Source organism: Pseudonocardia kunmingensis (genome assembly GCF_006716445.1).
GTDB lineage: Bacteria > Actinomycetota > Actinomycetes > Mycobacteriales > Pseudonocardiaceae > Pseudonocardia > Pseudonocardia kunmingensis.
The window spans coordinates 206,002-230,658 of sequence record NZ_VFPA01000007.1 but is presented as its reverse complement, the minus strand read 5'-3'; the positions used below and the strand labels follow the sequence as shown (position 1 = coordinate 230,658).

The window sequence follows — 24,657 nt, the reverse complement described above, 5'->3', positions numbered from 1 at the left end:
GAACCAGGAAGGAGTGGCTGGCGATGCTGATGCGTACCGACCCGTTCCGCGAGATCGACCGCCTCGCGCAGCAGGCCTTCGGCGCCGCATCCGGGACGTGGTCGCGTCCGGCGGCCATGCCCATGGACGCTTACCGGCACGGCGACGAGTTCGTCGTCGAGTTCGACCTGCCAGGGGTCGACCCCTCCGCGATCGAGCTGTCCGTCGAGCGGAACGTGCTCACCGTCAAGGCCGAGCGTCGCCCGTCGCTGCGCGACGAGAACGTGGAGATGCAGGTCTCGGAACGGCCGCTGGGGGTGTACTCGCGGCAGCTGTTCCTCGGCGAGAGCCTGGACACCGAGCACGTCCACGCCGACTACCACGCCGGGGTGCTGACCCTGCGCATCCCGGTCGCCGAGAAGGCCAAGCCGCGCACGATCGCCATCTCCGCGGCGGACGACAGCCGCCGCGAGATCAACGCCTGAGGGGCGCGGTCGCAGTCAGTCGTCGTGGGAGAGCTGGAGGTGCGCAGATGATCTCGTCGCCGGTGCACCCGCCCGTGCCGCCCGGCCACGGAGAACCCCCGGAGCGGGACCGGGTCGATCGCGTGTTCAGCGAGATCGTGGCCCGGCTGATCGCCGACGAGCCCGGGTGGGCAGCACCGGCCGCCCAGCGGCACCGCGTCCGCACGACCTCGCGCCCGGTCGTGGCGGTCGCCGCCGCGGGGCGGGGACGCGAGGGCCCGGCGCGGCCGCGGTGCGCGCCGGGGCCTCTTCCACGGGCGCGGCTCGGCGAGCGGCCGGCGCTGCCGCGGGAACGCTCGCCGCCTTCGTGACGATCCGCGTCCTCCGGCGCTCCCCGCGCCGCCCCCGCTGACGCCCGGCGCGGGGAGCGCCGGGAGGGCGCGAACCACTGGCAGAGGTTGACCAGGACGCGATGGCCCATCGCGTTCCGACACGTGAGGTGATCCGTGCTCGTCGACGACCGCTCCGTTCCCGCCACGACCACCCGACCAGCCGCCCGCCCCGACGGGGCGGAGGCGGACCCGGACATCCGCAGGGTGCTGGACTGCCTCTACGGCGACGATCCCGACGACCGGCCGGGAACGGCGGGCGTCCCGGGCGCTGCCGGCCGGGGACGGTCCCGCGCCGCCGCAGTCGTCGACGCGACGAGGAGGTCGAGGTGAGCCTGGTGAACGTGTGGCTGCAGGCGCTCGACGGGAGCCTGGTCCGCGGTGACCGGGTCGGGGAGATCACGCTGCACCAGACACCCGAGATCGTCGGGAAGCCGTCGCGGTGGCTGCTCGACGTCGCGGTCGCCGTCCCCGTGGGCAGTGGTGACCCCGACGGGTGGCGCACCGGCCCGCTGCACCGCACCCTCGCCCAGACCGACCGCGCGCCCCGCGAGGCGCCCGCCGCCCTGGCACGGCTGCTCGCCCAGCTCGACGCCGTGGACGCCGCGGGCATCGTGCGCGCCGACACCGCGCACGTCCGCGCGGCACCGCACCCCGAACGGACCGTCGCCTCCGGCGAGATCCACTTCGGCTTCACCGCGTTCCCGGGCGCCGCCACGCCGCCCCGCCTGAACGGCGGCGAGCCGCACGAGCCACGGGAGCTGGTGTCCGGAGAGCTGACTTCCAGCGGGGGCCGCCGCGACTGAGCGGTCACCCGCTGCTCGAGCGTCTGCTCGGTGCCGGCCGACCGGTCCGCCCACAGGCGCCGGGAGGCCGAGAACGACGGCCGGAGGACGACCGGCCACGATCTGAGGACGGGAGGTGGATGAGCACACTGGACACGACCCGAGCGGGAACGGAAGAAGAGCAGTGACCAACAACCTGGGCAGGCTGGACGACGAGGACTACCCCTCGGTCACGATGGGGCAGGCAGCAGAGCTCCTCGACGTCCAGCCTGCTTTCCTGCGCAGCCTCGACACCTCCGGCGTCCTGCACCCGCACCGCACCGGCGGCGGCCACCGCCGCTACTCGCGCCGCCAGCTCGCCCTCGCCGCCCGGCTGCGGGAGCTGCTCGACGCGGGGCACCCGCTGGCCTCGGCCCGCGCGATCAGCGGCCTCGAGGACCAGCTCCAGACCAGCGACGCGCTGCGCAGGCAGGCCGACGACGCCCTCGAGGACGCGCGGGCCGACCTGCGCGACCGCGACGCCGAGCTGCGCCGCGCCCGTGCCGAGCTGCACGACGCCCGCCGTCGGATCGACGACCTGCACGGACGCCCCGACCGGTCGTGACCTACACCAGGCCGGCGAGCGTGGTGATCGTGTTCCAGTTCCGGGCGGTGACGTCGGTGCGCAGGTGCTCCTTGACGTACGGGCCTATGTCCGGCGCGGCCATCAGGCCGTCGGGGCACCACTGGTAGACGGCGCGGTCGCCGACGCGGGCGCGCTCAGGGTCCTGCGGCACCGGTGGGTGCCCGGCCACCAGCGCGGGATCGACCGGCGACACGTAGACGTAGGCCATCATCCGCGAGCCGTTGTCGGCGACGTCGGCGAACGGGTGGCCGTCGACGATCGCCCGCAGCTCGTCCGCGGTGAGGACGGCGCAGCGCACGTCCACGCCGAGCCGGTCCCGGATGGCCGCCTCGATGCGGGCGGCGTGCACACAGGTGTCCGCGTCGCCGCTGTCGTCACCGGTCAGCACCACGTTGCCGCTGTTCAGGTGCGTCCGCACGGCGCCGTAACCCATGCCGGTCAGCAGGTCGCGCAGGTCGGCCATCGCGACGCGCTTGGCTCGTCCCACGTTGATCCCGCGCAGGAGCACGACGTACCGGGCCACGGCCGGCAGCCTACGCGCGGGCGGCGTCGCCGAGGATGCGGACGGCTCCCGCGGCTCGCCGTAGGGTCGTCACGCATGAGCGCGCGGATCGTGTTGTTCGGCGCCACCGGGTACACCGGTGGGCGCACCGCCGAGGCGATGGTGGCCCGCGGGCTGCGCCCGGTGCTGGCGGGCCGCGACCCGGACCGGCTGCGCGCGCTGTCGCAGCGCCTCGGCGGGCTGGAGACGGCCGGCGCGACGGTCGGCGACGAGGCGTCGGTCGCCGCGCTCGTCGGGCGGGGTGACGTGCTGGTCAGCACGGTCGGCCCGTTCGTGACGCTCGGTGCGCCTGCCGTGGCGGCCGCGGTCCGGGCCGGCGCCGTGTACCTCGACTCCACCGGCGAGCCGCCGTTCATCCGCGCCGTGCACGAGCGGTGGGGGCCCGCCGCGCAGCGGTCCGGCGCCGCGCTGCTGCCCGCGTTCGGCAACGACTACGTGCCGGGCGTGCTGGCCGGGGCGCTCGCGCTGCGGGCCGCGGGGGAGGGCGCCGACCGCGTCGACGTCGGCTACTTCCTCACCGACCTCGGCGGTGGCAGGCCGTTCTCCCGCGGCACGCTGCGCTCGCTGGCGGGAACGGCCACGACACCGCTCTACGCCTGGCGGGACGGGGCGCTGCGCACCGAGCCCGCGGGAGCGCGGATGCGCACGTTCGACGTGGCCGGGCGGCCGCGCCCCGGCGTCACGATCGGGGCGAGCGAGCAGTTCGCGCTGCCGCGCATCGCGCCGGGCCTGCGCACCGTGGACGTCTACCTGGGCTGGTTCGGCCGCGCGAGCGGCGCGGTGCACGCGGGCTCCCGGATGGCGCCGTTGCTGTCCCGCGTCCCGGCGGGCGCGGTGGCCACCGCGGTCGACCTGGTCACGCGCCGCCTCGCCGCCGACCCGGGCGCGGACGCGCTCACCCGCGCCCGGTCGCACTTCGTCGCCGAGGTGTTCGACGCCACCGGCGCATTGCTCGCCCGCACCCGGTTGACGGCGCCGGAGCCCTACGCCATCACCGCCGACCTGCTGGCATGGGGCGCAGGGCGGGCCGCGGAACAGGGCGTGCAGGGCACAGGGGCGCTCGACGCGGTGGCCGCGTTCGGCCTCGACGCGCTCGTGGCGGGTGCGGCCGAGGCCGGGATCGTCGCGGAGGACTGACGATCGTGGCGGCACCGCCGGTCGCCGCGCGGGGGCCGGGACCCGGCGGCTACTCTCCCGCCCGTGGTGACGGATCAGCGTCGGACGAAGCGCCGGCCGCTCGCCGACCCGTCGCTGGTCGGTCTCATCCGCATGCCCGAGACCGGCGCCAGCCCGGCAGTCGCCCTGCTGCGCCGGGTGGTCACCGCGTTCTCCGCCCTGGCCGCCGCCGCGATCGTCGTGTGGCTCGGCGGCGACGGGTACGTCGACAACAACAGCGACACCCCGATCTCGCTCGGCGACGCGTTCTACTACGCCACGGTGTCGCTGTCGACCACCGGCTACGGCGACATCGTGCCCGTCACGCCCGAGGCGCGGCTGCTGACCACGATCGTCATCACGCCGCTGCGGCTGCTGTTCCTCATCGTGCTGGTCGGGACCACGGTGGAACTGCTCACCGAGCGTTCCCGGCAGGCCGTTCGCATCGACCGCTGGAGCCGCCACGTGCGCAACCACACCGTCGTCGTCGGGTACGGCACGAAGGGGCGCGCCGCCGTCGAGACGCTGCTCGGTGACGGCGCAGAGCCCTCGGACATCGTCGTCGTCGACACCGACCGCACCCAGCTCGACGCCGCGTCGGCGCTCGGGCTGGTCACGGTCACCGGCAACGCCACCCGGTCGAGCGTGCTGCGGATCGCCGGGCTGCAGCAAGCGGCCGCCATCGTCGTGGCCACCAACCGAGACGACACCGCGGTGCTGGTCACCCTCACCGCGCGCGAGCTCGCCCCGGACGTCCGGATCGTCGCCTCCGTGCGCGAGTCGGAGAACGTGCACCTGCTGCGCCAGTCCGGCGCCAACTCGGTGATCGTCTCGGCGGAGACGGCCGGCCGGCTGCTCGGCATGGCGACCACCACGCCGAGCGTCGTGGAGGTGGTGGAGGACCTGCTCACCCCCGACGCCGGGTTCGCGATCAGCGAGCGGGAGGTGGAGGAGTCCGAGGTCGGGGGGTCGCCGCGGCACCTGGCCGACATCGTGCTCGGCGTGGTGCGCGGCGACGACCTGTTCCGCGTGGACGCCTCCGCCGTCGACGCCCTCGAGCGCGGCGACCGGCTGCTCTACATCAGGAAGGTCACGCTGCCCGACGAGGATTGAGAGCCCGTGAGTGGATACGAGTGCTCCAGCACTCGTATCCACTCACGACGGCAGGGTCAGCGCGAACGTCGCGCCGCGCCCGGACGGCGGGTCGACGCAGCGCAGGTCGCCGCCGTGGGCACGCGCGATGCCCCGGGCGATCGCGAGCCCGAGCCCGGCGCCCCCGTCGCCGCCGCGGGCCTCGTCGAGGCGCACGAGCCGGTCGAAGATCCGCTCCCGGTCCCCGGGCGGTACGCCCGGGCCGTCGTCGGCGACGAGCACGGTGGCCGGGTCGCCCGCGGACACGGTGACGGCGACCGAGCCCGGACCGGCGTGGCGGCGGGCGTTGTCGAGCAGGTTGCCCAGCACCTGGGCGAGCCGCGAGGGATCACCGGCCACGGGCACCGCGTCGCCGGACACCTCCACCCGCTGGTCCGGCGCGAGCAGCTGCGCCCGTTCCGCCTCGGCGCGGGCGAGCTCCCGCAGGTCCACCGGCTCGCGGCGCAGCTCGAGGCCCGCGTCGAGCCGCGCGAGCACCAGCAGGTCGTCCACCAGCCGGCCCGCGCGCCGGCTCTCCCGCAGCAGCAACAGGTGCAGCCGCTCGCGCTCCTCGACGGGCATGTCCGGCGCCATCGCCGCCTCGGCGACCGCCTGCACCCCGGCGAGCGGCGTGCGCAGCTCGTGGGCGGCGTCGGCGACGAACCGCCGGGTCCGGGCCTCCTCCGCCCGCGCGGTGGCCTCCGCGCCCTCCAGCTCGTCGAGCATGGCGTCGAACGCCGCGGCCGTGCGGCCCAGCTCCGTGTCGGTCCGGGCGGGGGCCAGCCGCCGCCCGCGGTTCCCGCCGGTGATCGAGCGCGCCACCGCCGTCATCGCGTCCAGCGGCGCGAGCGCCACGCGCGTGGTGAGCAGCGTGACGATCCCGGCCACCGCCAGCGCCGCGAGGCTCAGCACGAACAGCGTGCGGCGCAGCAGCTGCTGGGCACCGCTCACCGGGCCACCACTCGCCACGAGCGTGAGCTGCGAGCCGTCGGCCAGCGGCTGCGCGAGCACCTGCGCGTCGCGGTCGTCGTCGCGGTCACCGTCGCGGCCGTCGCCGTCGCCGTCGCGGGAGTCGTCCCACCAGCCGTCGTCGCGCTCGGCGTCCGGCTGCCCGCCGCGCCACGGCGGCCCGGACCACCGGTCGTCGTCGTCCGGGTCGCCCTCGTAGACGGTGCCGTCGGCGGCGACGACCTCCGCGCGGATGCCCGGCGCCTCCACCCGGCGGGCCACCTCCGCGGCCGGGACCCCCTGCGCGACGAGCTGCCCGGCGAGGGCGGCCCGCACGTCGAGCTGCTCGCGCAGCTCGTTGCGGATCTGCGCGCTGAACACGACGTCGGTCAGGACCCCGACCACCAGCAGCACGGCGGCGAGCACGGTGAGGCTGAGCACCGTGACGCGGCGGCGCAGCGACACCGTCCTGAGCGGGGCCGTCATGCGGGCGCCTCGTCACCGTCGGTGCGCAGGACGTACCCGAGCCCCCGCACGGTGTGCACCAGCCGGGGCTCGCCGAGCTTGCGGCGCAGCGCCGAGACGTGCACCTCCACGAGGTTGGGGTCGTAGTCGGTGTACCCCCAGACCCGGGTGAGGATCTGCCCCTTGCTCACGACGCGGCCGCGCTGCGCGGCGAGGTAGTCCAGCAGCCGCAGCTCGGTGGCGGTGAGCTCCACCGGCGCGCCGCCGCGCAGCACGGTGCCCGCCGCCGCGTCGACGACCAGGTCGCCCACCGCGACCGTCGAGGGCGTGCGACCCATCCGGCGCAGCACCGCCGTCACCCGCGCGACCAGCTCGGCCAGCGCGAACGGCTTCACCACGTAGTCGTCGGCGCCGCCGTGCAGGCCGCGCAGCCGGTCGTCGACGGCGTCGCGCGCGGTCAGCATCACCACGCCCGCGTCACTGTGCCTGCGCACCACGTCCAGCAGGGCGAAGCCGTCGCGGCCGGGCAGCATCACGTCGAGCACGACCAGGTCCGGGCGGAACGTCGCGAGGTCGTCCTCGAGGCCGCGGCCGTCGACGCGCCCTGCGGCGCCGAAGCCGGCCTCGGTGAGGCCGGCGACCACGCCGGAGCGGATCGCCTCGGCGTCCTCCACCACCAGCACGCGCGCGGTCACGCCACCCATTCTCCCGGCGCCCGCGCCACCTCGCCTGAAGATCGGCTGAAGGTGTCGGCGAGCTTCAGGTCGCCTTCAGGAACGCGGCGCAGCGTCGGTGGGGACGAGAACGCACACCTCCGAGGGGAGCAGCAGATGAGCAGCACCGAACCGCCCACCACGCAGACCACGCAGCGCCCTCCCTGGCGCTCGCGGCTGCGCAGTCGCGGCGTCGTGATCACCGCGGTCGTCGCCGCCCTGGTGGTGATCGCCGGCGTCACCGCCGCCGTCCTCTGGCCGGACGACGACCGCGGCCGCTTCGGGCCCGGCTTCGACCGGGCCGGCTGGTCCTCCCCCGTGGAGCGCGGTCCGTGGGGCGAGGGCGGCCCGGGCCGCTGGGGCGACGACGACCGCGGTGACCGCGACGACGATCGCGATGACGATGACGCCCCCGGACCCCGCGGGTTCGGCTTCGGCGACGACCCGGTGGTCATCGGCACCGTCGCGTCGGTGGCCGACGGCTCGCTCGTCGTGAACGTCGACGGCGCCGGCCCGCGCACCCTGCGCACCGACCGCGACACCGAGGTCGGCGGCCCGTCCAACAGCGCGCTGGGCGACCTGCAGACCGGCGAGCGCGTGGTCGTCGAGATCGAGGGCACCGGCGACGCCGCCACGGCCGACTCGGTGTGGACCCCGCAGGCGAGCGTCACCGGCACGGTCACGGCGCTCACCGGCACCACCGCGACCGTGACCTCGGTGGAGGGCCTCACCGTCACGGCCGACGTGGCGGCACTGTCCCAGAAGCCGGCCGTCGGCGACGTCGTGGTGCTCACCGGCACCGCCGACGCCTCCTCCATCCGCGCGGACGGCATCCGGATCCTGCCCCGGGCGTCCTGACGGCCCCGGCCCGAACGGGGCTTTCACCCTGCCGAAACGGGAGACTCGCCGGAAGGTTTGCCCCCCACCCCGCGAGTCTCCCGTTCGGACACGGCGAGTCTCCCGTTCGGACACGGCGAGTCTCCCGTTCGGACAGGGTGAGTCTCCCGTTCCGACACGGCGAGTCACGCGTTCGCGCCGCTGCCGCTGGAACCGATCAGGACGACAGCTCGGTCGCTCCGGCACCGTTCCCCGCGATCAGGGCTCCCGGGTCGGCGAGGACCTCCTGCACCACGGTCGTGGCCGCGCCGCGCAGGGCGGCGTCCGGGCCGAGGGTGGAGAAGCGCACGTCGACGCGGGACCGGGAGAAGACCCGGGCGTCGAGCTCGGCGCGCACGGCGTCGAGCAGCAGGGGGCCGCAGCGGGGGTAGGCCCCGCCCAGCACCACGGCCGGCACGTCGAGCAGGTGCACCGCCCCGGCCAGCGCGATGCCGAGCGCGCGGCCCGCGGCGCGGACGGCGTCGGGGTGCGTCGCGGCGAGCGCGTCCAGATCGGGGGCGCCCGCGCGGCGCAGCAGCGCCTCCAGCCCGGCGACGGTCTCGAGGCAGCCGCGGCCACCGCAGTGGCAGGCCCGCCCGTCCGGCTCGACGACGACGTGGCCGATCTCGCCGGCCCGCCCGCCCGCACCGGCGAAGAGCCTGCCGTCGAGGAGGACGCCGGCACCGACGCCGATCCCGCCGGAGACGACGACGACGTCGGGCGGCCCGCCCGCCCACCGCTCGGCGAGGGCGGCGAGGTCGGCCTCGTTGCCCGGGCGGACCGGGAGGCCGCCGAGCCGGGCGCGCAACGCCTCGCCGACGGCGACGTCGACCCAGCGCGGCAGGTTGGGGGCGCGCTCGAGCACCCCGTCGGCGCTGACGACGCCCGGCAGCGCCACGGTCGCGGCGGCGACCGGGAGCCCGGCCTCGGCGACGACCTCGCGGGCGAGGGCGGCGACCCTGAGAAGGCCCGCGTCCGGCGCGTCCTCACGGTGGTCGGACGGCGCCGTGCGCTGGGCGCGGACCGCGCCGGTGAGGTCGATGACGCACGCGCCGACCGCGTCCACGCCGACCTCCAGGCCCAGCCCGGCGGGCCCCCGCGGGTCGAGTTGCAGCGGGCTGGCCGGCCGTCCGGGGCCGCCGCGGGTGGCGGCCAGCTCGCTGACGAGACCGGCCCCGATCAGCTCCTCGACCAGCGACGACACGGTGCCCCGGGTCAGCCCGGTGCGGGCGGCGACCCCGGCCCGCGACAGCGGCTGCGGCCCGGCGACCTCGGAGAGCACGAGCGCGAGGTTGTGCCGCCGGACCGTGTGCTGTCCCGCCGCACCCCCGCCCGACCGCCGACGAACGGCACTCTCGTCGGTGCCTAGCCGACGAGAGTGCCGTTCGTCGCCATCGGGCGTGGTCACGGGAGCCGCGGGGCCGTCAGGTCGCGGACCTGGGCGTACCGCTCGCGGACCCGCGGCGTCGGCTCGGCCTCGAACACCTCGGTGTCCGCGGCCGCCCACTCCGGAGGGGCCTCGGCCCCGGAGAGCACCCAGGCCGCCTGGCGGGCAGCGCCGTCGGCCACGTACTCGCCCGGGGTCGGGCGCAGCACCGGGCGGCCGAACACCGCGGGCGCGATGCGGGCCACCGCATCCGACCGGGCGGCCCCACCGACCAGCAACGCCCGCCGCACCGGAACGCCGGCCGCGACCAGCGCGTCGAAGGCGTCCGCCAGCCCGCACAACAGGCCCTCCACGGCGGCCCGCGCGAGGTGCGCCGGCGTGGAGCTGGTCAGCGTCAGCCCGTGCAGGGCCCCGGTCGAGTCGGGGCGGTTCGGCGTGCGCTCGCCCTCCAGGTACGGCACGAGCGCGAGCCCGTCCGCACCGGCGGGTGCCGACAGCGCGAGCCGCGAGAGCTCCGCGTGGTCGACGCCGAGGAGCCGCGCCGCGGCGTCGAGCACCCGCGCGGCGTTCAGCGTGACCACGATCGGCAGGTGGTCCCCGGTCGCGGACGCGAACCCGGCGATGATGCCGGTCTCGTCGGCGGTCGGCGTCGCGCTGACCGCCGACACCACCCCGGACGTCCCCAGCGACACCACGACGTCGCCGGGACCGGCCCCGAGCCCGAGCGCCGCCCCGGCGTTGTCGCCCGCACCGGGGCCGAGCAGCACGCCGTCCGGGGTCCGGCCGGCTGCCTCGCCGGGGCCGAGCACGCGCGGCAACCGCACGTCCGACCGCCCGAACGCGCGTTCCAGCAGGTCGAGCCGGTACTCCCCGGTGACGCCGGAGAAGTAGCCGGTGCCGCTGGCGTCGGAGCGGTCGGTCACCAGGTCGGCGAGCGAACCGGTGCCGCGCAGCTTCCACGTGAGCCAGTCGTGCGGCAGGCACACCGCGGCCGTCGCCGCCGCGTGCTCGGGCTCGTGCTCGGCGAGCCACCGCAGCTTGGTGGCCGTGAACGACGCGACCGGGACCAGTCCCGTCGCCTCGGCCCACTCCTTCGCGCCCAGCTCGGCGACCAGGTCGGCGGCCGCGCCCGCGGACCGGGTGTCGTTCCACAGCAACGCGGGACGCACCACCTCGCCCGCGGCGTCCAGGCAGACCATCCCGTGCTGCTGGCCGGACACGGCCAGCGCCTCGACGCCGTCGAGCCCGCCCGCGTCGGCGACGGCGGCCTGCAGCGCGTCCCACCAGGCGGCGGGATCGACCTCGGTGCCGTCGGGGTGCTTCGCGCTGCCCGACCGGACCAGGGCGCCGGTGGCGGCGTCCCGGATCACGACGGTGCACGACTGGGTCGACGAGTCGACCCCCGCGACGAGGCTCATCGGACGCCGGTGAGGTGCTCCAGCGCCAGCTGCGCCAGGCGCACGAATCCGTAGCCGCGCTCACCGGCCTTGACCGCGTCGAAGTCCTCGTACGCCGAGCGGTCGGCCTTCAGGTCGGCGACCGTCTCGCCCGGGTTCAGCGTCGGCTTGGACAGGTCCGTCACGCCGGAGACGGCCATCGCCTCGGCCACCTCGGGGTCGGCGCGGAACGCCAGCGCGCGCTCCTTGAGGATCAGGTAGGTCCTCATGTTGGCCGCCGCCGACGCCCACACGCCGTCGACGTCCTCGGTGCGCAGCGGCTTGTAGTCGAAGTGGCGCGGGCCGTCGTACTTCGGGCCCCCGCCGGGAGCGCCGTTCTCCAGCAGGTCGACCGTGGAGAACGCGTTGAGCAGGTCGCCGTGGCCGAAGATCAGGTCCTGGTCGTACTTGATGCCGCGCTGGCCGTTCAGGTCGATGTGGAACAGCTTCCCGGCCCACAGCGCCTGCGCGATGCCCGCGGTGTAGTTGAGCCCGGCCATCTGCTCGTGGCCGACCTCGGGGTTGATGCCGACGATGTCGCCGTGCTCGAGCTCGGCGATGAACGCGAGCGCGTGGCCCGCCGTGGGCAGCAGGATGTCGCCGCGGGGCTCGTTCGGCTTCGGCTCGATGGCGAAGCGGATGCCGTAACCCTGCTCCTTGACGTACGCGGCGAGCGTGTCGATGCCCTCGCGGTAGCGGTCCAGCGCGGCGGCGACGTCCTTGCCGGAGTCGACCTCGGCGCCCTCGCGGCCGCCCCAGAACACGTAGGTGGTGGCGTCCAGCTCGGCGGCCAGGTCGATGTTGCGGAGCACCTTGCGCAGCGCGAAGCGGCGCACGCCGCGGTCGTTGCTGGTGAAGCCGCCGTCCTTGAACACCGGGTGGGTGAACAGGTTGGTGGTCATCATCGGGACGACCATCCCGGTCTCGGCCAGCGCGGCCTTGAAGCGCGCGATGATCCGGTCGCGCTCGGCGTCGTCGGTGCCGAAGGGGATGAGGTCGTCGTCGTGGAAGGTCACGCCCCACGCGCCCAGCTCGGACAGCCGGTGCACGGACTCGACCGGGTCCAGCGCGGGGCGGGTGGCCGTGCCGAACGGGTCGTTGGCGGGCCAGCCGACGGTCCAGAGCCCGAAGCTGAACCGGTCCTCGCGGGTGGGCTGCAGCGACATGGAGTAACCCCTTTGTTCGGCCATCGTACAAACTCCTGCACGGTAGCGTGCCGCAGGTGCGTCTGGCTACGTGGAACGTGAACTCCGCCCTCTCCCGGCTGCCCCGGCTGCTGCCCTGGCTGGACGAGCGCGCGCCCGACGTCGTGTGCCTGCAGGAAACGAAGCTGTCCGACGAGGCGTTCGACGAGGCGTTCGCGGCGCCGCTGGCCGAGCGCGGGTACGCGGTGGCGCACCACGGCGAGGGCCGCTGGAACGGGGTGGCGCTGCTGTCGCGCGTCGGCCTGGACGACGTGGTGCGCGGACTGCCCGACGAGCCGCGCTACCCCACGCCCGAGTCGGCGCCCGAGGCCCGCGCCGTGACGGCCACCTGCGGCGGCCTGCGGGTCACCTCGGTGTACGTGCCCAACGGCCGCACGCCCGACGATCCGCACTACCGCTACAAGCTCGAGTGGCTCGCGGCACTGCGGGGGTCGATCACCGACCCGTCCACCGCCGTCGTCGCGGGCGACGTCAACATCGCCCCCACCGACGACGACCTGTGGGACCCCGCGCTGTTCGTGCACTCCACGCACGTGACGCCGGCCGAACGCAAGGCGCTCGCCGAGCTCGCCGGCCTCGGCCTGCACGACGTGGTGCGCGACCGCTGGCCCGGCGAGCGGGTGTTCACCTACTGGGACTACCGCGCGGGCCGGTTCCACAAGGACCTCGGCATGCGCATCGACCTGGTGCTCGCCGGTGCCGAGCCCGCGGGCCGGGTGGCCGCCGCCTGGGTCGACCGCAAGGCGCGCAAGGGCAGCGGGCCGAGCGACCACGCCCCGGTGATCATCGATCTCGACACCGCGCCCGACGGCGACATCGGCCCGGTCGTGCCGCCGCCGTCGACGCCCGCGAAGCTGCCGCACCGGACCTGACGGCCGCCGTCCTGGCCGCGCGGCGAGGCGCCTGGGACAGTGAGCGCATGTCGGGGGTGTACGGATATCCGCAGTTCGACCCGCCCGGGCCGCAGGTGCCGCGCCTGGTCGCCACCGCGCTGCTCGCCGTCGCCGCCGCGCTGGCGCTGGGTGGGAGCTTCGCCGCGTTCCACGTCTACCACTACGAGTCGGACTACACGGCGCCGACGACCAGCACGACGACCGGCTGGGGCATCACCGTGGAGCCCGCGCCGGAGGAGCCACCCACCTCGTCCGGATCCCTGCACGGGGTCCCGCTGACCGTGGCCGCGGTGCTCGCGCTGGCCGCCGCGGTCGTGCTGTTCCTGAGCTCCCGCCGGGACCCGGGCACGGGCCGGTCGTTCGGGGTCGGCGTGGGCGGCCTGCTGGTCGGGGTCGTGGCGGTGATCTGGATGGACCTGCTCACGTCCTTGCGGGACGTGCGCGCGGCCGTCGCGCAGGCCGGCCCGGACAGCGGCTTCCGGGCCACGGCAGGCGTCGGCGCAGGCGGGTACCTGATCCTGCTGGCCGGGCTGCTGGCGCTCGCGGCGGCGGTGCTGCTGCTGGTGTCACGGCGACCGGCGTCCGCGCCCAGGGGCGGGCCGTTCCCGATGGGTGGGCCCGGTCCCCAGCCGCCGTGGCCGCCGCAGGCCCCGCCCTGGACACCGCCCGGTCCCGGCGCGCCCCCGCCGTGGGGTCCGCCTCCGCCGCATCACGGGTGATCCTCCCGGGTACTGCTCCCGGGTGACCGTGCTGGAGAACCGTGAGCTGACCGTCCTGGACCCGCGCACCGGAGAGGTCGCCAGTCGCGTCCCGGTGGCGTCCGCGGAGCGTTGTGACGAGGCCGTACGCGCGGCGCGCGCCGCCGCGAGCGGATGGGCCCGCACACCGGCCGCCGAACGCGGAGCCGCCCTGCACGCGGCGGCGCAGGCCGTGCGGGAAGCGGCCGACGAGCTGGCCGCGCTCAACACCGGTGAGACCGGCAAGCCCGCGGACGACGCCCGGGGCGGTGTGGACGCGGGCATCGGGACGCTCGTGCAGTACGCCGAGCTCGGGCCCGTGCACCGCGGCCGCAGCCTGCACGGCGGCTGGGACGCCACGGACCTGATGATCCCCGAGCCCCGCGGCGTCGTCGCCGTGCTGACGCCGTGGAACGACCCGGTCGCCGTGGCCGCCGGGCTGATCGGCGCGGCGCTCGCCACCGGCAACACCGTCGTGCACAAGCCCAGCGAGCGCTGCCCGCGGACCGGGCGCCGGTTCGCCGAGCTCGTGGCCGCCCACCTGCCCGACGGCGTGCTCGAGATCGTCGACGGGGACGGCGCCGTCGGCGCGGAGCTCGCCGGGGCGCCCGTCGACGTCGTGGCGCACGTCGGCAGTACGGCCACCGGACGGCGGATCGCCGAGGTGTGCGCCCGGACCGGGGCCCGCGCCCTGCTGGAGAACGGCGGCAACGACCCCCTGATCGTCGACGACGGCGTCGACCCGGAGTGGGCGGCCGCCCAGGCCGCGCTCGGGTCGTTCGCCAACGCGGGCCAGATCTGCGTGTCCGTCGAACGGATCTACGTGCACGCGTCGGTGGCCGACCCGTTCCTCGCCGCGCTCACCCGGGAGGCGCAGCAGTGGGCGCAGCGGATCGGCCCGCTGGTCGACCGGGCGCACCGCAACCACGTGCACGGGCACGTCCAGGGCGCCCTGGACGCCGGCGCGCACGCGCTCACCGGCGGCGCGGTCCCGGACGGGCCCGGGGCGTTCTACCCGCCCACCGTCCTGATCGGCTGCGTACCGGACATGGCCGTGCTGTGCGAGGAGACGTTCGGCCCGGTCGCCCCGGTGCGCGTCGTCCCGGACTTCGCCACCGCGCTGCGGGAGGCGGGCGAGGACCGCTACGGGCTCGCCGCCACCGTGCTCACCGCCGACCAGGCCCACGCGCAGGCCGCGTGGCGGGAGCTGCCGGTGGGCACCGTGAAGGTCAACGACGTGTTCGGCGGCGCTCCCGGCGGGGCGTCGCAACCGCGGCGGGCGAGCGGTTCCGGGTTCGGGTTCGGCCCCGAGCTGCTCGACGAGATGACCGCCGTGAAGGTCGTGCACCTCGCCGCGGCCCCGCCTCCGTCCTGATCCTTCACACGTCCGGGCGGAATTCCCGGTTCCGTGCTGCGCATTAGGCCATTCGGCGCAACGGTGCTGGGCGTCCGCCCGACGAAGGAGGAACCGTGCGAACGCGTCCCATCAGGAAGATCTTCGCGCACGCGATCGCGGTGACCGCCGTCCTCGGCGTCGTGTTCGGCGCCGTGTCGGGCTGCGGCTCGCCCGACCAGGCCGAGATGCCACCGGCGTCCGCGCCCGGCGCTCCCGCGGACCAGCAGAACCCCGCGGGTGAGCAGGGCGGCAGCGCCCAGCAGGGCGACCCCCTCGCCGCCGCGGGCCAGGGTGCTGCCGCGCTCGCGGCGCTCGGCGGCCTCGGCCAGGCCCAGGGCGTCAGCCAGCCCGTGCGCGACCTCGGGACGCAGCTCGCCACCGACGGGCAGGCCGTGCTCGACCGGATGAGCGCGAGCGCGGGCGGGACGCTCGAGGCCGAGCCCACTGCCGAGCAGGAGGCGGCGCTCGCCGACCTGCGCGCCCGGACCGGCGAGCAGTTCGACGCGGCGTGGCTGCGGGCCGCCATGCAGATGCAGCAGGAGGCACGGGACGCGGCGAACGCCGTGCTCGCCGACGAGAACGCCTCGGACGAGGCGAAGGCCGCCGCGCAGGAGGCGCTGAACCGGCTCGACGCGCTCGAGGCCGAGCTCCAGCAGGCCGCCGCACCGGCCGGGGCCGGCACGCCGGAGGCCGTCGACGCCGGCAGTGGCGGTCAGGCGGCCGGTGCCGACGTCGCGCCGATGGCCGCCGGCCTGGTCGGGCTCGGCGTGGCCCTGCTCGCCGGTGCGCTGTGGTGGCGCCGCCGCGCCTGACGGTCGACGCCGGATCGGAGGACGGGCTGCGCGCCGCCGACACCGGCCGGCAGGGGCCCCGGAGGGCCGCGTGACGGGCAGGACCGACGGTCGCGCCCGTCCGGCCTGCGGCAGCGGCCCGGCCGGCCCCGCCGCGAGCGAGGCCACCACCGGGAGGGGCGCTCGCCGGACCGGGGGCGAGCACCCTGACCGCAGGAGCCCCGGCAGCGGCGGACACCCCGGCGACGGCCCGGAGGGCGGCGGGCCGGCAGCGCGCCGCGGGGCACGAGGTGCCGCTGCCCCGCACGTCCCCGCCGCCCCGGCCACGCGGGGCGATCGGCGTTCCGCAGGGCGCGACGGCGGTGCCGACCACGACGGTGTCCCCCGCCGCGACGCCGGGCCCGCGGCACGGGCCGGACGCCGGACGGCGCAGGCGCTCGCGGCCGCGGGCGTGCTGTGCGTGCTGGCCGGGGTGAACCTCGTCGCGGCCGTGCCCGCCCCGGTCGTCGGGGAGATCGCGGCGCCCGGCCCCGTCCCGGCCGGATCGCGGCTCTCACCCCCCGCGGGCCCCCTCGCGCCGCCGGACGGCGCGCGCCTGCTCTCGTTCGCCGAGCCGGCACCACCCCGACCAGCTGTCGTGCCGGGGACCGCGCCGGTGGAGCTGACCCTCCCGGCCCGCGACGTGCGGGCGCCGGTCGTCGCGGTCACCACGGGGCCCGCCGGCGCGCTCCTGGTGCCCGAGCCGCCCTCGACCGTGGGATGGTGGTCGCCGAGCGCGCTCGCCGGCAGCGCGGCCGGGACCACGGTGATCGCCGGGCACGTCGACTCCCGCGACGCCGGTCTGGGCGCGCTGGCCGTGCTGCGCCACGTCGGCGCGGGGGAGGAGCTCGTCCTGCGCGGCGCCGACGGGCGCGACTTCCGCTACCGGGTCACGGCCCGGCGCCAGTACGCCAAGGCCGAGCTGCCACCCGAGGTGTTCGCCGCCGGCGGACCCGCACGGCTGGTGCTGATCACCTGTGGTGGCGCGTTCGACCGCGCCACCCGGCACTACGCGGACAACGTCGTCGTCTTCGCCGAGCCGGTCTGACGCCCAGGCTCACACCGCGGTGCGCCGCGCCGTCGCCACGCCGAGCACGGCCACCGCCGTCAGCCCGGCCACGAGCACCGGCAGCGCCACGGCGGGCGGGCCGAGCAGCGCCAGGAGGGCCCCGCCGGCCCCGATCATGACCGCCCCGCCGAGCTGGTCGGCGATCTGCGCGGCCGACGAGTGGAACCCGACCTCGTCCTGCGCCGACTGCTGCAGCAGCAGGTAGGACACCGACGAGAACCCCAGCCCCATCCCGGCCCCCGCGATCCCCCAGAACAGCAGCGCGAGCCACGGCACGCCCCACGCCGGAGCCACCAGCAACATGCCCGCCGTGCCCACGGCGAGCGCCCCGAACCCGGCGCGCAGCAGCTGCGGGCGGGGCAGGTCGGGGTGCCGGCCCTGCCAGGCCGAGGCGGCCGACCAGCTCAACGCGCCGACGATCAGCGGGATGCCCGCCGCGGCCAGCGACCACCCGTGGGTGGCACTCAGCATCAGCGGCACGTAGGAGTTCACGGTGAAGAACACAGCCGCGAGCAGGCCGCGCATCGCCACCACCGTGGAGATGCCGCGGCGCAGCCGGAACACCCCGCGCGGCAGCAGCCGCGCCAGCGCCGGCACGAGGACCGCGATCGCGGCGGCGGCCACACCGGCTGCGAGCAGCGAGGCCTCCTGGGAGGCCCAGCTCAGCGCGGCCACCCCGGCGGCCGCGGCGAGCGCCGCGAGCACCACTCCGGGGCGCTGCGCGCGGTCGGGATCGGGGACGCGGCGCTCCAGCATCCGGATGCCCGGCAGGACCAGGCCCACGGCCACCAGCACGAGGGGGACCAGCCCCAGGAACACCCAGTGCCACGACACGGCCTCGGTGACGACACCGGAGACCGGCGGGCCGAGCAGCGCAGGCAGCACCCACGCCGACGAGAGCAGCGCGAAGACCGCGGGCCGCGCGCGTTCCGGGTAGACGATCGCGACCAGCACGTAGACCGCCACACCCTGCGCGCCCGCGCCGAGCCCCTGCAGCACCCGGCCGACGATCAGCTGGGTCATGGTCGTGGCCGTGCCGGCGACGAGCAGCCCGAGGCCGAACAGCAGCGGCGCCGCCACCAGCGGCACCCGCGGCCCGGCGCGGTCGCACCAGCGCCCGCCGAGCACGGTGCCGAACACCGCTGCCGCCATGAAGGACACGAACGGCAGCGCGTAGAGCGAGACGCCGCCGAGGTCGTCGACGAGCGCGGGCATCGCCGTGCCGACCCCCATCGCCTCGAACGCGACGAGGCTGATCAGCAGCACGATGCCGACGGTCGTCGCACGTCGGTCGGGTCCGAACAGCTCGGCGCGGACGGTGGTGGGTGCGGTCACGGGGAGAATCGTGCAACCTGCACACGGGTCGAGGTCAACTGCGTTCCCCGTGGAGGTCGGCATGCCACTGGTCCGCACCACGCATACCGGCAGCCTGCCGCGCCCGGCTCCGCTGCTGGCCGCCCTCACCGAGCGGGAGCGCGGGGGAGCGCCGCTCGACCAGGACGAGGTGCGCGCCGCCGTCGCCGACTGCGTGCGCCGGCAGGTCGAGACCGGTCTCGACGTCGTGAACGACGGGGAGCTCGCCAAGATCAGCTACGTGACGTACGTGCGGGGCAGGCTCACCGGCCTGGCCACGGTCGAGACGCGGCAGCCGCGACCCAACCCGGCGCTCGACGGGTTCCCCGAGTATGCGCAGCGGCTCTCCGACCGGACCCCGTTCCGCGACGTGCGGATCCCGGTCTGCCGCGGCCCGGTCGCCTACGCGGACCCGGGAGCGGTGGAGGCGGACATCGCGACCCTGCGGGCCGCCGGGGACGCCGCCGGGGCCGGTGAGCTGTTCCTGAGCGCAGCCTCGCCGGGCGTCATCGCGATGTTCGTCGACGACGAGCACCACGGCGACCGCCTCGCCTACCTGGCCGCGCTGGCCGAGGCAATGAAGACCGAGTACGACGCGATCCACCGGGCGGGGCTCGTGCTGCAGGTCGACTGCCCCGACCTGGCCGCGGGCCGGGCCGCCTTCCCCGACGGCGAGGAGGGGTTGCGCGCCCACCGCGAGCGGGTGGCGGAGAACGTCGCCGCGCTGAACACCGCGCTGCGCGACGTCCCGCGCGAGCGCGTCCGCCTGCACATGTGCTGGGGCAACTACGAGGGGCCCCACCACCGCGACGTCCCGCTGCGCGACATCCTGGACATCGTGCTCACCGCCCGCGCCGCCACGATCTCGTTCGAGGCCGCGAACCCCCGGCACGCCCACGAGTGGGCGGTGTTCGCCGGCCGCGCCCTGCCCGACGACACGGTGCTCATGCCCGGCGTCATCGACAGCACCACCAACTACGTCGAGCACCCCGAGCTGGTCGCCCAGCGGATCGCGCACTACGCGCGGATCGTCGGACCCGACCGGGTGCTCGCCGCCACCGACTGCGGGATGGCGACGACGGCGACCGGCCGGGACGGGGTGGACCCGCGCATCGCCTGGGCCAAGCTGCGCTCCCTGACCGAGGGCGCCACCCTGGCCACCCCCTGACCCCCGCGAGTCTCCCGTCCTGACAGGCCGAGTTGCGCGTCTCGACAGTGGTCGGAATGCGCATTTCGGCGTGCCCGAACGGGAGACTCGCGGGTGGGGGGTGCGGGGTCGCGTGGCAACCTGTCCTCCGTGAGCACCAGCACCGCCACCCCGACCGAGACCCCCGAGGCCACCGCCGTGCGGGAGGCCGCGCAGCGCGCCGCCGCCGCGGCGCCGGGCGTGCGGGCCGCGGGCGGCCCGGCCGTCGACGCCGCCCTGCGCACCGCCGCAGGCCTGCTGCGGGAGCGGGAGGGGGAGCTGCTCGCGGCCAACGCCGCCGACGTCGAGGCCGCCGAGCGGGCCGGGATGGCGCAGGGCCTGCTCGACCGCCTCCGGCTCACCCCCGAGCGACTCGCCGACATGGCCACCCAGCTCGAGGTCCTCGCGGACACGCCGGAGCCGCCCACCCAGCGCGAGGTCCGGACGCTGCCCAGCGGGGAGCGCGTCCACGAGCGGCGGGTGCCGGTCGGCGTGATCGGGGCGGTGTTCGAGGCCCGCCCGAACGTCACGGTCGACGTCGCCTCGCAGGTGCTCAAGGCCCGCAGCGCGGCGGTGCTGCGCACCGGGTCGGCCGCGCTCGGCTCCGCGCGGGCGCTCGTCGAGCTCGTCATCGCCCCGGCGCTGGAGCGCCACGGCGTGCCGGCCGGCGCCGTGCAGCTCGTGCCGACGCCGGGCCACGCGGGCGCGGAGGCGCTGGTCGGGCTGCCCGACCTCGTGCCGCTGGTGGTCGTGCGGGGCAGCGGTGAGGTCACGCGCAAGCTCTCGGCCCTCGGCGCCACCGCGGGCACCCGCGTGCTCGCCCACGCCGACGGCGGCGGTGTGCTCTACCTCGACGCCAGCGCCGACGCGGGCGACGTCACGCGCCTGGTGACCGAGGGCACCGACCGCCTCGGCGTCTGCAACCGCCTCAACCTGCTGCTGATCGACCGTCCCGCCTACGACCGGCTCTGGCCGGTGGCCGAGGCGGCCCTGCGGGAGCGGGAGATCACCCCGAGCCTGCCCCCGCACTCCCACCCGCTCGGCCACGAGTGGGCCCTCGACGCCGGCGCCGAGGCGCACGTGACCGTCGCCGCGGTGGACGGGCCGCTGGACGCCGCCGCCACCGCCGCCCGTGAGACGTCCGGCCTGGCCGCCACCGTCTGCGCCACCGACCGCGCCGCCGCCGAGTCGTTCATCGACGCCTACCCGGGCACCGGGGTCTTCTGGAACACCACCACCCGCCTGCTCGACGGCTACAAGCTCCTCGGCCTGCCCGAGACCGGCATCAACGTCGACCACACCCCGGGCCCCCGCGGCCCGGTGACCTACGTGGACCTGAGCCTGCGCCAGTTCGTGGTCCTCCCGCCCGCCTGACCGGGGCGCTCGCCACGGGATACATTCGGCGGCGTGCCTGCCCCAGAACTGCATCGGACGACGTTGCCCAACGGGCTGCGGGTCCTCGTGGTCCCCGATCCCGCCACCCCCGTCGTCGGCGTCGCGGTGCACGTCGACGTCGGCTTCCGCTCCGAGCCCGAGGGGCGCACCGGGTTCGCGCACCTGTTCGAGCACCTGATGTTCCAGGGCAGCGAGAGCCTGGAGAAGCTGGCGCACTTCCGCCACGTGCAGGGGTCCGGTGGCGTCTTCAACGGCTCGACGCACCAGGACTACACCGACTACTTCCAGGTGCTGCCGGCCGCGGCGCTGGAGCGGGCGCTGTTCCTCGAGGCCGACCGGCTGCGCGCACCCAAGCTCACCGAGGAGAACCTGCGCAACCAGGTGGACGTGGTGAAGGAGGAGATCCGGCTCAACGTCCTCAACCGGCCCTACGGCGGGTTCCCCTGGATCCTGCTGCCGCCGGTCCTCTACGACACCTTCCCCAACGCCCACAACGGCTACGGCGACTTCACCGAGCTCGAGCAGGCATCGCTCGACGACGCCGCCGCCTTCTTCGACACCTTCTACGCCCCGGCCAACGCGCAGGTCACGGTGGCGGGCTTCCTGGACGTCGACGAGACGCTGCGGCTGGTCGAGAAGCACTTCGGCGACATCCCGAGCCGTCCCGCGCCGGTGCGGCCCTCGTTCGGTGAGCCGCGGCCCACCGGCGAGCGCCGCGAGGCGGTGCCCGACGCGCACGCCCCGCTGCCGGCGCTCGCCGTCGGCTACCGGATGCCCGACCCGGCCGCGGACCTCGACGGCTACCTCGGCCACGCCCTGCTCGGCTCGGTGCTCGGCGACGGCGAGGCCGCGCGCCTGCAGCGCCGGCTGGTGCACACCGACGGGCTGGTCACCGACATCTCGGCGAGCGCAGGGCTGATGGGTCCGCTGGACGCGCGCGACCCCGACACGTTCACGATCACCGCCGTGCACCCGGGCGCGGTCGACCCGGACCGCGTGCTCGCCGCCGTCGACGAGGAGCTGGACAAGCTCGCCGCGGAGGGCCCGAGCGCCGACGAGCTGTCGCGCCAGGTGGCGCGCTGGTCCGCGGGGCTGCACCAGGAGAACGACCGCGTCATGTACCGCATGCTGGGCCTCGGCGCCCGCGAGCTGCTCTACGGCCGCGCCGAGATCGGTGTCGAACTGCCCGACCGGCTCGCCGCCGTCACCCCCGAGCAGGTGCGCGCCGCCGCGGCGGCGCTGCGCTCCGGCGGGCGCGGCGTGCTGCTGGTGGAGCCGAAGGAGGGCGAAGGCGAATGAGCGTCACCACGCACCGCAGCGCCGAGGAGATCGGCCGCACCGACGCCGGTCCCCGTCCGCTGCCGCCGCTCGGCGCCACCCGCGCCGTGCCGCTGCCCGACGTCGAGGAGCGCACGCTGCCGAACGGGCTGCGGGTGCTCGCGGCCCACCGGCCCGGCGTGCCGATGGTGGAGCTGCGGCTGCGCGTGCCGTTCGCCGGTGACGCGCCGGAGCACCCGGCCGTCGCGGAGCTGCTGGCGTCCACGCTGCTCACCGGCACCGAGGGCCGCGACCGCGTCGGGATCGACGACGAGCTCGCGGCGGTCGGTGCCGACCTCGGCGTGAGCGTCGACCCCGAGCGGCTGCAGATCGGCGGGTCCGGGCTCGCCGACGGCCTGCCCGACCTGCTCGGCGTGCTCGCCGACGTGCTCACCGCGGCCACGCACCCCGACGGCGAGGTGGCCCGCGAGCGGGACCGGCTCGTCGAGCGGATCAGCGTGGCCCGCGCGCAGCCGCGCACGGTCGCCCGCGAGGCGCTGCAGCGCAAGCGGTTCGGCGACCACCCGATCACCCGCGAGATGCCCACGGGCGAGGACGTCGCCGCCGTCGGCGCCGAGCAGGTGCGGGCACTGCAGGCCGCCGCCCTGGTGCCGGGCGGCTCGATCCTCACGCTCGTCGGCGACATCGACCCGGCCGTGGCACTGGCCGAGGTCGAGAAGGCCGTCGGCGGCTGGGCCGGTGCCGGCCCCGCCCGCGAGCTGTCCCCGCCGCCGCCGATCACCCCCGCCGACCTGCAGCTGGTGCACCGCGCCGGATCGGTGCAGTCGCAGCTGCGGCTCTCGGCGCCCGCCCTGCCCCGCGACGACCCGCGCTACGCGGCGCTGCAGCTGGCGAACCTCGTGTTCGGCGGCTACTTCTCCTCGCGCTGGATGGAGAACATCCGCGAGGACAAGGGCTACACCTACGGCGCCCACTCCGGCGTCGAGTTCGTGCCCGGCGGCGCGGTCCTGGGCGTGGAGACCGACGTGGCGAGCGACGTCACCGCCGCCGCCCTGCTCGAGACCCGCTACGAGCTCGGCCGGCTCACGGCGGTGCCGCCCACGGCCGCCGAGGTCGACGCCGCGCGCGCCTACGCCGTCGGCTCGCTGCTGATCTCGCTGGACAACCAGGGCGGCCTCGCGTCCACCCTGTCGGCGCTGGCCGCCGACGGCCTCGGCATCGACTGGCTCCGCGCGCACCCGAGCCGGCTCGAGGCGGTCACCGTGGACCAGGTGGCCGAGGCGGCGCTGGAGTTCTTCGCGCCCACCGCGTTCACCGGGGTCGTCGTCGGGGACGCGGACGTCATCGGCGCCCGGGTGCGGGCGCTGGGTGGGATCAGCGACTCGTGAGCTTCCCGCTGATCGCGCCGCCGGTGCTGTCGCGCTCCGCGGTGCTGCGCGACGAGCCCTTGCGCCTCGACGCCGACCGGCAGCTGCGGGACTGGCCCTCGGCGCGGCTCGTCGTCGTCGACGACAAGGGCCGCACGCCCGTCGACTGGGGTGCCGGCGGGCCGCCGGAGGGCCCGTGGGACACCGTCGCCGAGGACAGCGCGCGCCTGCGCACCCGTCCGACCAGCGGCCACGCGCCGCCGCCCGACGCCGTGCTGCTCGGCGAGGCCGACGGCGTCGCGTACTGGGCGGTGCGCCGCGAGGCCGGCGAGGACCAGGGCGAGTGGGCCGACCTGCGCACCGCGGGTGCTGCCCTCGACGCGCTGGGCGCCGGGCTGCTCACCGGTGCCGTGGCCGTGCTGAACTGGCACGACGCCGCGCGCTTCTGCGGGCGTGACGGCTCGCCGATGCACCCCGGCAACGCCGGCTGGCACCGGGTCTGCGAGGCCCACGGCCACGAGGACTACCCGCGCACCGACCCGGCGATCATCTGCCTCGTGCACGACGGAGCGGACCAGGTCCTGCTCGCCCGCCAGCCCACCTGGCCCGAGGGGCGCTACTCGGTGCTCGCCGGGTTCGTGGAGGCGGGGGAGTCGCTGGAGGCGTGCGTGCTGCGGGAGATCCACGAGGAGGTCGGCGCGCACGTCCGCGACGTCCGCTACCTCGGCAGCCAGGCGTGGCCGTTCCCGCGCTCGCTGATGGTCGGCTTCTCCGCGGTGGCCGACCCGGAGGTCCCGCTCGTCCCGGCCGACGGCGAGATCGCCGAGGCGATGTGGGTGAGCCGCGCCGAGCTGCGGAGGGCGCTGGAGGCGGGCGACTGGGGCGCGAGCCCGCAGGGAGAACGCCCGCTCCTGCTCCCGGGGAGGGTGAGCATCGCGAGATCGATGCTGGAGAGCTGGGCCGCCCTCTGACGACGGCACACACCCAGTAGGGACGGCACACACCGCCGGCGCTGTGCGCCGTCCCTACTCGA

General features: G+C 76.1%; 25 protein-coding genes. 18 read left to right on the top strand and 7 right to left on the bottom strand.

Going from position 1 to position 24,657, the window contains the following annotated elements:
• The first annotated feature begins 23 nt into the window (after positions 1 to 23).
• From FB558_RS40070 to FB558_RS40050, 5 genes are all read left to right on the top strand, one after another.
• Entirely contained in the window at positions 24 to 464 is a 441-nt protein-coding gene (locus tag FB558_RS40070; protein WP_142064009.1) for an Hsp20/alpha crystallin family protein, read from the top strand.
• Positions 465 to 511: 47 nt separating this feature from the next.
• Complete coding sequence (locus FB558_RS40065; protein ID WP_142064006.1) at positions 512 to 814, top strand: hypothetical protein; 303 nt, start codon at positions 512 to 514, stop codon at positions 812 to 814.
• A gap of 135 nt (positions 815 to 949) precedes the next feature.
• A complete protein-coding gene (locus FB558_RS40060) occupies positions 950 to 1,165 on the top strand; it encodes a hypothetical protein (protein WP_142064004.1) in 216 nt (71 codons plus the stop codon).
• A complete protein-coding gene (locus FB558_RS44185; RefSeq protein ID WP_211367184.1) occupies positions 1,162 to 1,638 on the top strand; it encodes a hypothetical protein in 477 nt (158 codons plus the stop codon). Before FB558_RS40060 ends, FB558_RS44185 begins: the two co-directional genes overlap by 4 nt.
• 163 nt (positions 1,639 to 1,801) lie before the next feature.
• Positions 1,802 to 2,221, top strand: a complete 420-nt coding sequence (locus FB558_RS40050) for a helix-turn-helix domain-containing protein (RefSeq protein WP_425468162.1) — start codon at positions 1,802 to 1,804, stop codon at positions 2,219 to 2,221.
• A 1-nt stretch (position 2,222) separates the two neighbouring features.
• Here FB558_RS40050 and FB558_RS40045 read toward each other — a convergent pair whose 3' ends face one another.
• Positions 2,223 to 2,765: a DUF1697 domain-containing protein gene (locus tag FB558_RS40045; RefSeq protein ID WP_170231783.1), complete on the bottom strand. Its 543-nt coding sequence runs from the start codon at positions 2,763 to 2,765 to the stop codon at positions 2,223 to 2,225.
• A 75-nt stretch (positions 2,766 to 2,840) separates the two neighbouring features.
• Here FB558_RS40045 and FB558_RS40040 point away from each other — a divergent pair, with 75 nt between their 5' ends.
• Together FB558_RS40040 and FB558_RS40035 are read left to right on the top strand one after the other, a co-directional pair.
• Positions 2,841 to 3,941 carry a saccharopine dehydrogenase family protein gene (locus tag FB558_RS40040; RefSeq protein WP_142063998.1) on the top strand — a complete coding sequence of 367 codons (1,101 nt, stop codon included), beginning with the start codon at positions 2,841 to 2,843 and terminating at the stop codon, positions 3,939 to 3,941.
• Positions 3,942 to 4,073: 132 nt separating this feature from the next.
• Positions 4,074 to 5,072, top strand: coding sequence for a potassium channel family protein (locus tag FB558_RS40035; protein ID WP_142064407.1), 999 nt, complete (start codon positions 4,074 to 4,076; stop codon positions 5,070 to 5,072).
• A 42-nt stretch (positions 5,073 to 5,114) separates the two neighbouring features.
• On the opposite strand, the gene FB558_RS40030 is transcribed toward FB558_RS40035, so the two are convergent.
• Both FB558_RS40030 and FB558_RS40025 read right to left on the bottom strand, forming a co-directional pair.
• Entirely contained in the window at positions 5,115 to 6,524 is a 1,410-nt protein-coding gene (locus FB558_RS40030; RefSeq protein WP_142063995.1) for a sensor histidine kinase, read from the bottom strand.
• Complete coding sequence (locus FB558_RS40025) at positions 6,521 to 7,207, bottom strand: response regulator transcription factor (RefSeq protein ID WP_142063992.1); 687 nt, start codon at positions 7,205 to 7,207, stop codon at positions 6,521 to 6,523. Before FB558_RS40025 ends, FB558_RS40030 begins: the two co-directional genes overlap by 4 nt.
• Before the next feature lie 126 nt (positions 7,208 to 7,333).
• Here FB558_RS40025 and FB558_RS40020 point away from each other — a divergent pair, with 126 nt between their 5' ends.
• Positions 7,334 to 8,074 carry a hypothetical protein gene (locus tag FB558_RS40020; RefSeq protein WP_142063989.1) on the top strand — a complete coding sequence of 247 codons (741 nt, stop codon included), beginning with the start codon at positions 7,334 to 7,336 and terminating at the stop codon, positions 8,072 to 8,074.
• 196 nt (positions 8,075 to 8,270) lie between these two features.
• Here FB558_RS40020 and FB558_RS40015 read toward each other — a convergent pair whose 3' ends face one another.
• The 3 genes from FB558_RS40015 to xylA form a co-directional block, all read right to left on the bottom strand.
• Complete coding sequence (locus FB558_RS40015; protein ID WP_246107107.1) at positions 8,271 to 9,374, bottom strand: ROK family protein; 1,104 nt, start codon at positions 9,372 to 9,374, stop codon at positions 8,271 to 8,273.
• Between the two features lie 122 nt (positions 9,375 to 9,496).
• Positions 9,497 to 10,897, bottom strand: coding sequence for a xylulokinase (gene xylB, locus FB558_RS40010; protein ID WP_142063983.1), 1,401 nt, complete (start codon positions 10,895 to 10,897; stop codon positions 9,497 to 9,499).
• The gene (gene xylA, locus FB558_RS40005; RefSeq protein WP_142063980.1) at positions 10,894 to 12,081 is read right to left on the bottom strand and encodes a xylose isomerase; all 1,188 of its coding nucleotides are present in this window, start codon (positions 12,079 to 12,081) and stop codon (positions 10,894 to 10,896) included. Before xylA ends, xylB begins: the two co-directional genes overlap by 4 nt.
• 56 nt (positions 12,082 to 12,137) lie before the next feature.
• On the opposite strand from xylA, the gene FB558_RS40000 reads away from it, so the two are divergent.
• The 5 genes from FB558_RS40000 (at position 12,138) to FB558_RS39980 (ending at position 17,024) form a co-directional block, all read left to right on the top strand.
• On the top strand, positions 12,138 to 12,992 hold the full coding sequence (locus tag FB558_RS40000) for an exodeoxyribonuclease III (RefSeq protein ID WP_142063977.1): 855 nt from the start codon (positions 12,138 to 12,140) through the stop codon (positions 12,990 to 12,992).
• A 47-nt stretch (positions 12,993 to 13,039) separates the two neighbouring features.
• Positions 13,040 to 13,732 carry a hypothetical protein gene (locus tag FB558_RS39995; RefSeq protein ID WP_142063974.1) on the top strand — a complete coding sequence of 231 codons (693 nt, stop codon included), beginning with the start codon at positions 13,040 to 13,042 and terminating at the stop codon, positions 13,730 to 13,732.
• Positions 13,733 to 13,754: 22 nt separating this feature from the next.
• Entirely contained in the window at positions 13,755 to 15,125 is a 1,371-nt protein-coding gene (locus FB558_RS39990; protein ID WP_425468161.1) for an aldehyde dehydrogenase family protein, read from the top strand.
• A 95-nt stretch (positions 15,126 to 15,220) separates the two neighbouring features.
• Complete coding sequence (locus FB558_RS39985) at positions 15,221 to 15,958, top strand: DUF4142 domain-containing protein (protein WP_142063971.1); 738 nt, start codon at positions 15,221 to 15,223, stop codon at positions 15,956 to 15,958.
• Between the two features lie 70 nt (positions 15,959 to 16,028).
• On the top strand, positions 16,029 to 17,024 hold the full coding sequence (locus FB558_RS39980; RefSeq protein ID WP_142063968.1) for a class F sortase: 996 nt from the start codon (positions 16,029 to 16,031) through the stop codon (positions 17,022 to 17,024).
• A gap of 9 nt (positions 17,025 to 17,033) precedes the next feature.
• On the opposite strand, the gene FB558_RS39975 is transcribed toward FB558_RS39980, so the two are convergent.
• Complete coding sequence (locus FB558_RS39975; RefSeq protein WP_246107106.1) at positions 17,034 to 18,380, bottom strand: MFS transporter; 1,347 nt, start codon at positions 18,378 to 18,380, stop codon at positions 17,034 to 17,036.
• Positions 18,381 to 18,441: 61 nt separating this feature from the next.
• Between FB558_RS39975 and FB558_RS39970 the strand changes: the two genes are divergently transcribed.
• From FB558_RS39970 to nudC, 5 genes are all read left to right on the top strand, one after another.
• Positions 18,442 to 19,566: a cobalamin-independent methionine synthase II family protein gene (locus FB558_RS39970; RefSeq protein WP_142063962.1), complete on the top strand. Its 1,125-nt coding sequence runs from the start codon at positions 18,442 to 18,444 to the stop codon at positions 19,564 to 19,566.
• Between the two features lie 129 nt (positions 19,567 to 19,695).
• Positions 19,696 to 20,958, top strand: coding sequence for an aldehyde dehydrogenase family protein (locus FB558_RS39965; protein WP_170231782.1), 1,263 nt, complete (start codon positions 19,696 to 19,698; stop codon positions 20,956 to 20,958).
• A 33-nt stretch (positions 20,959 to 20,991) separates the two neighbouring features.
• Complete coding sequence (locus FB558_RS39960) at positions 20,992 to 22,278, top strand: M16 family metallopeptidase (RefSeq protein ID WP_142063959.1); 1,287 nt, start codon at positions 20,992 to 20,994, stop codon at positions 22,276 to 22,278.
• Complete coding sequence (locus FB558_RS39955; protein ID WP_142063956.1) at positions 22,275 to 23,645, top strand: M16 family metallopeptidase; 1,371 nt, start codon at positions 22,275 to 22,277, stop codon at positions 23,643 to 23,645. The genes FB558_RS39960 and FB558_RS39955 overlap by 4 nt, the downstream gene beginning before the upstream one ends.
• Positions 23,642 to 24,595 (top strand): NAD(+) diphosphatase, encoded by a 954-nt coding sequence (gene nudC / locus FB558_RS39950; protein ID WP_142063952.1) that lies wholly within the window; start codon positions 23,642 to 23,644, stop codon positions 24,593 to 24,595. Before FB558_RS39955 ends, nudC begins: the two co-directional genes overlap by 4 nt.
• The last annotated feature ends 62 nt before the right edge of the window (positions 24,596 to 24,657 follow it).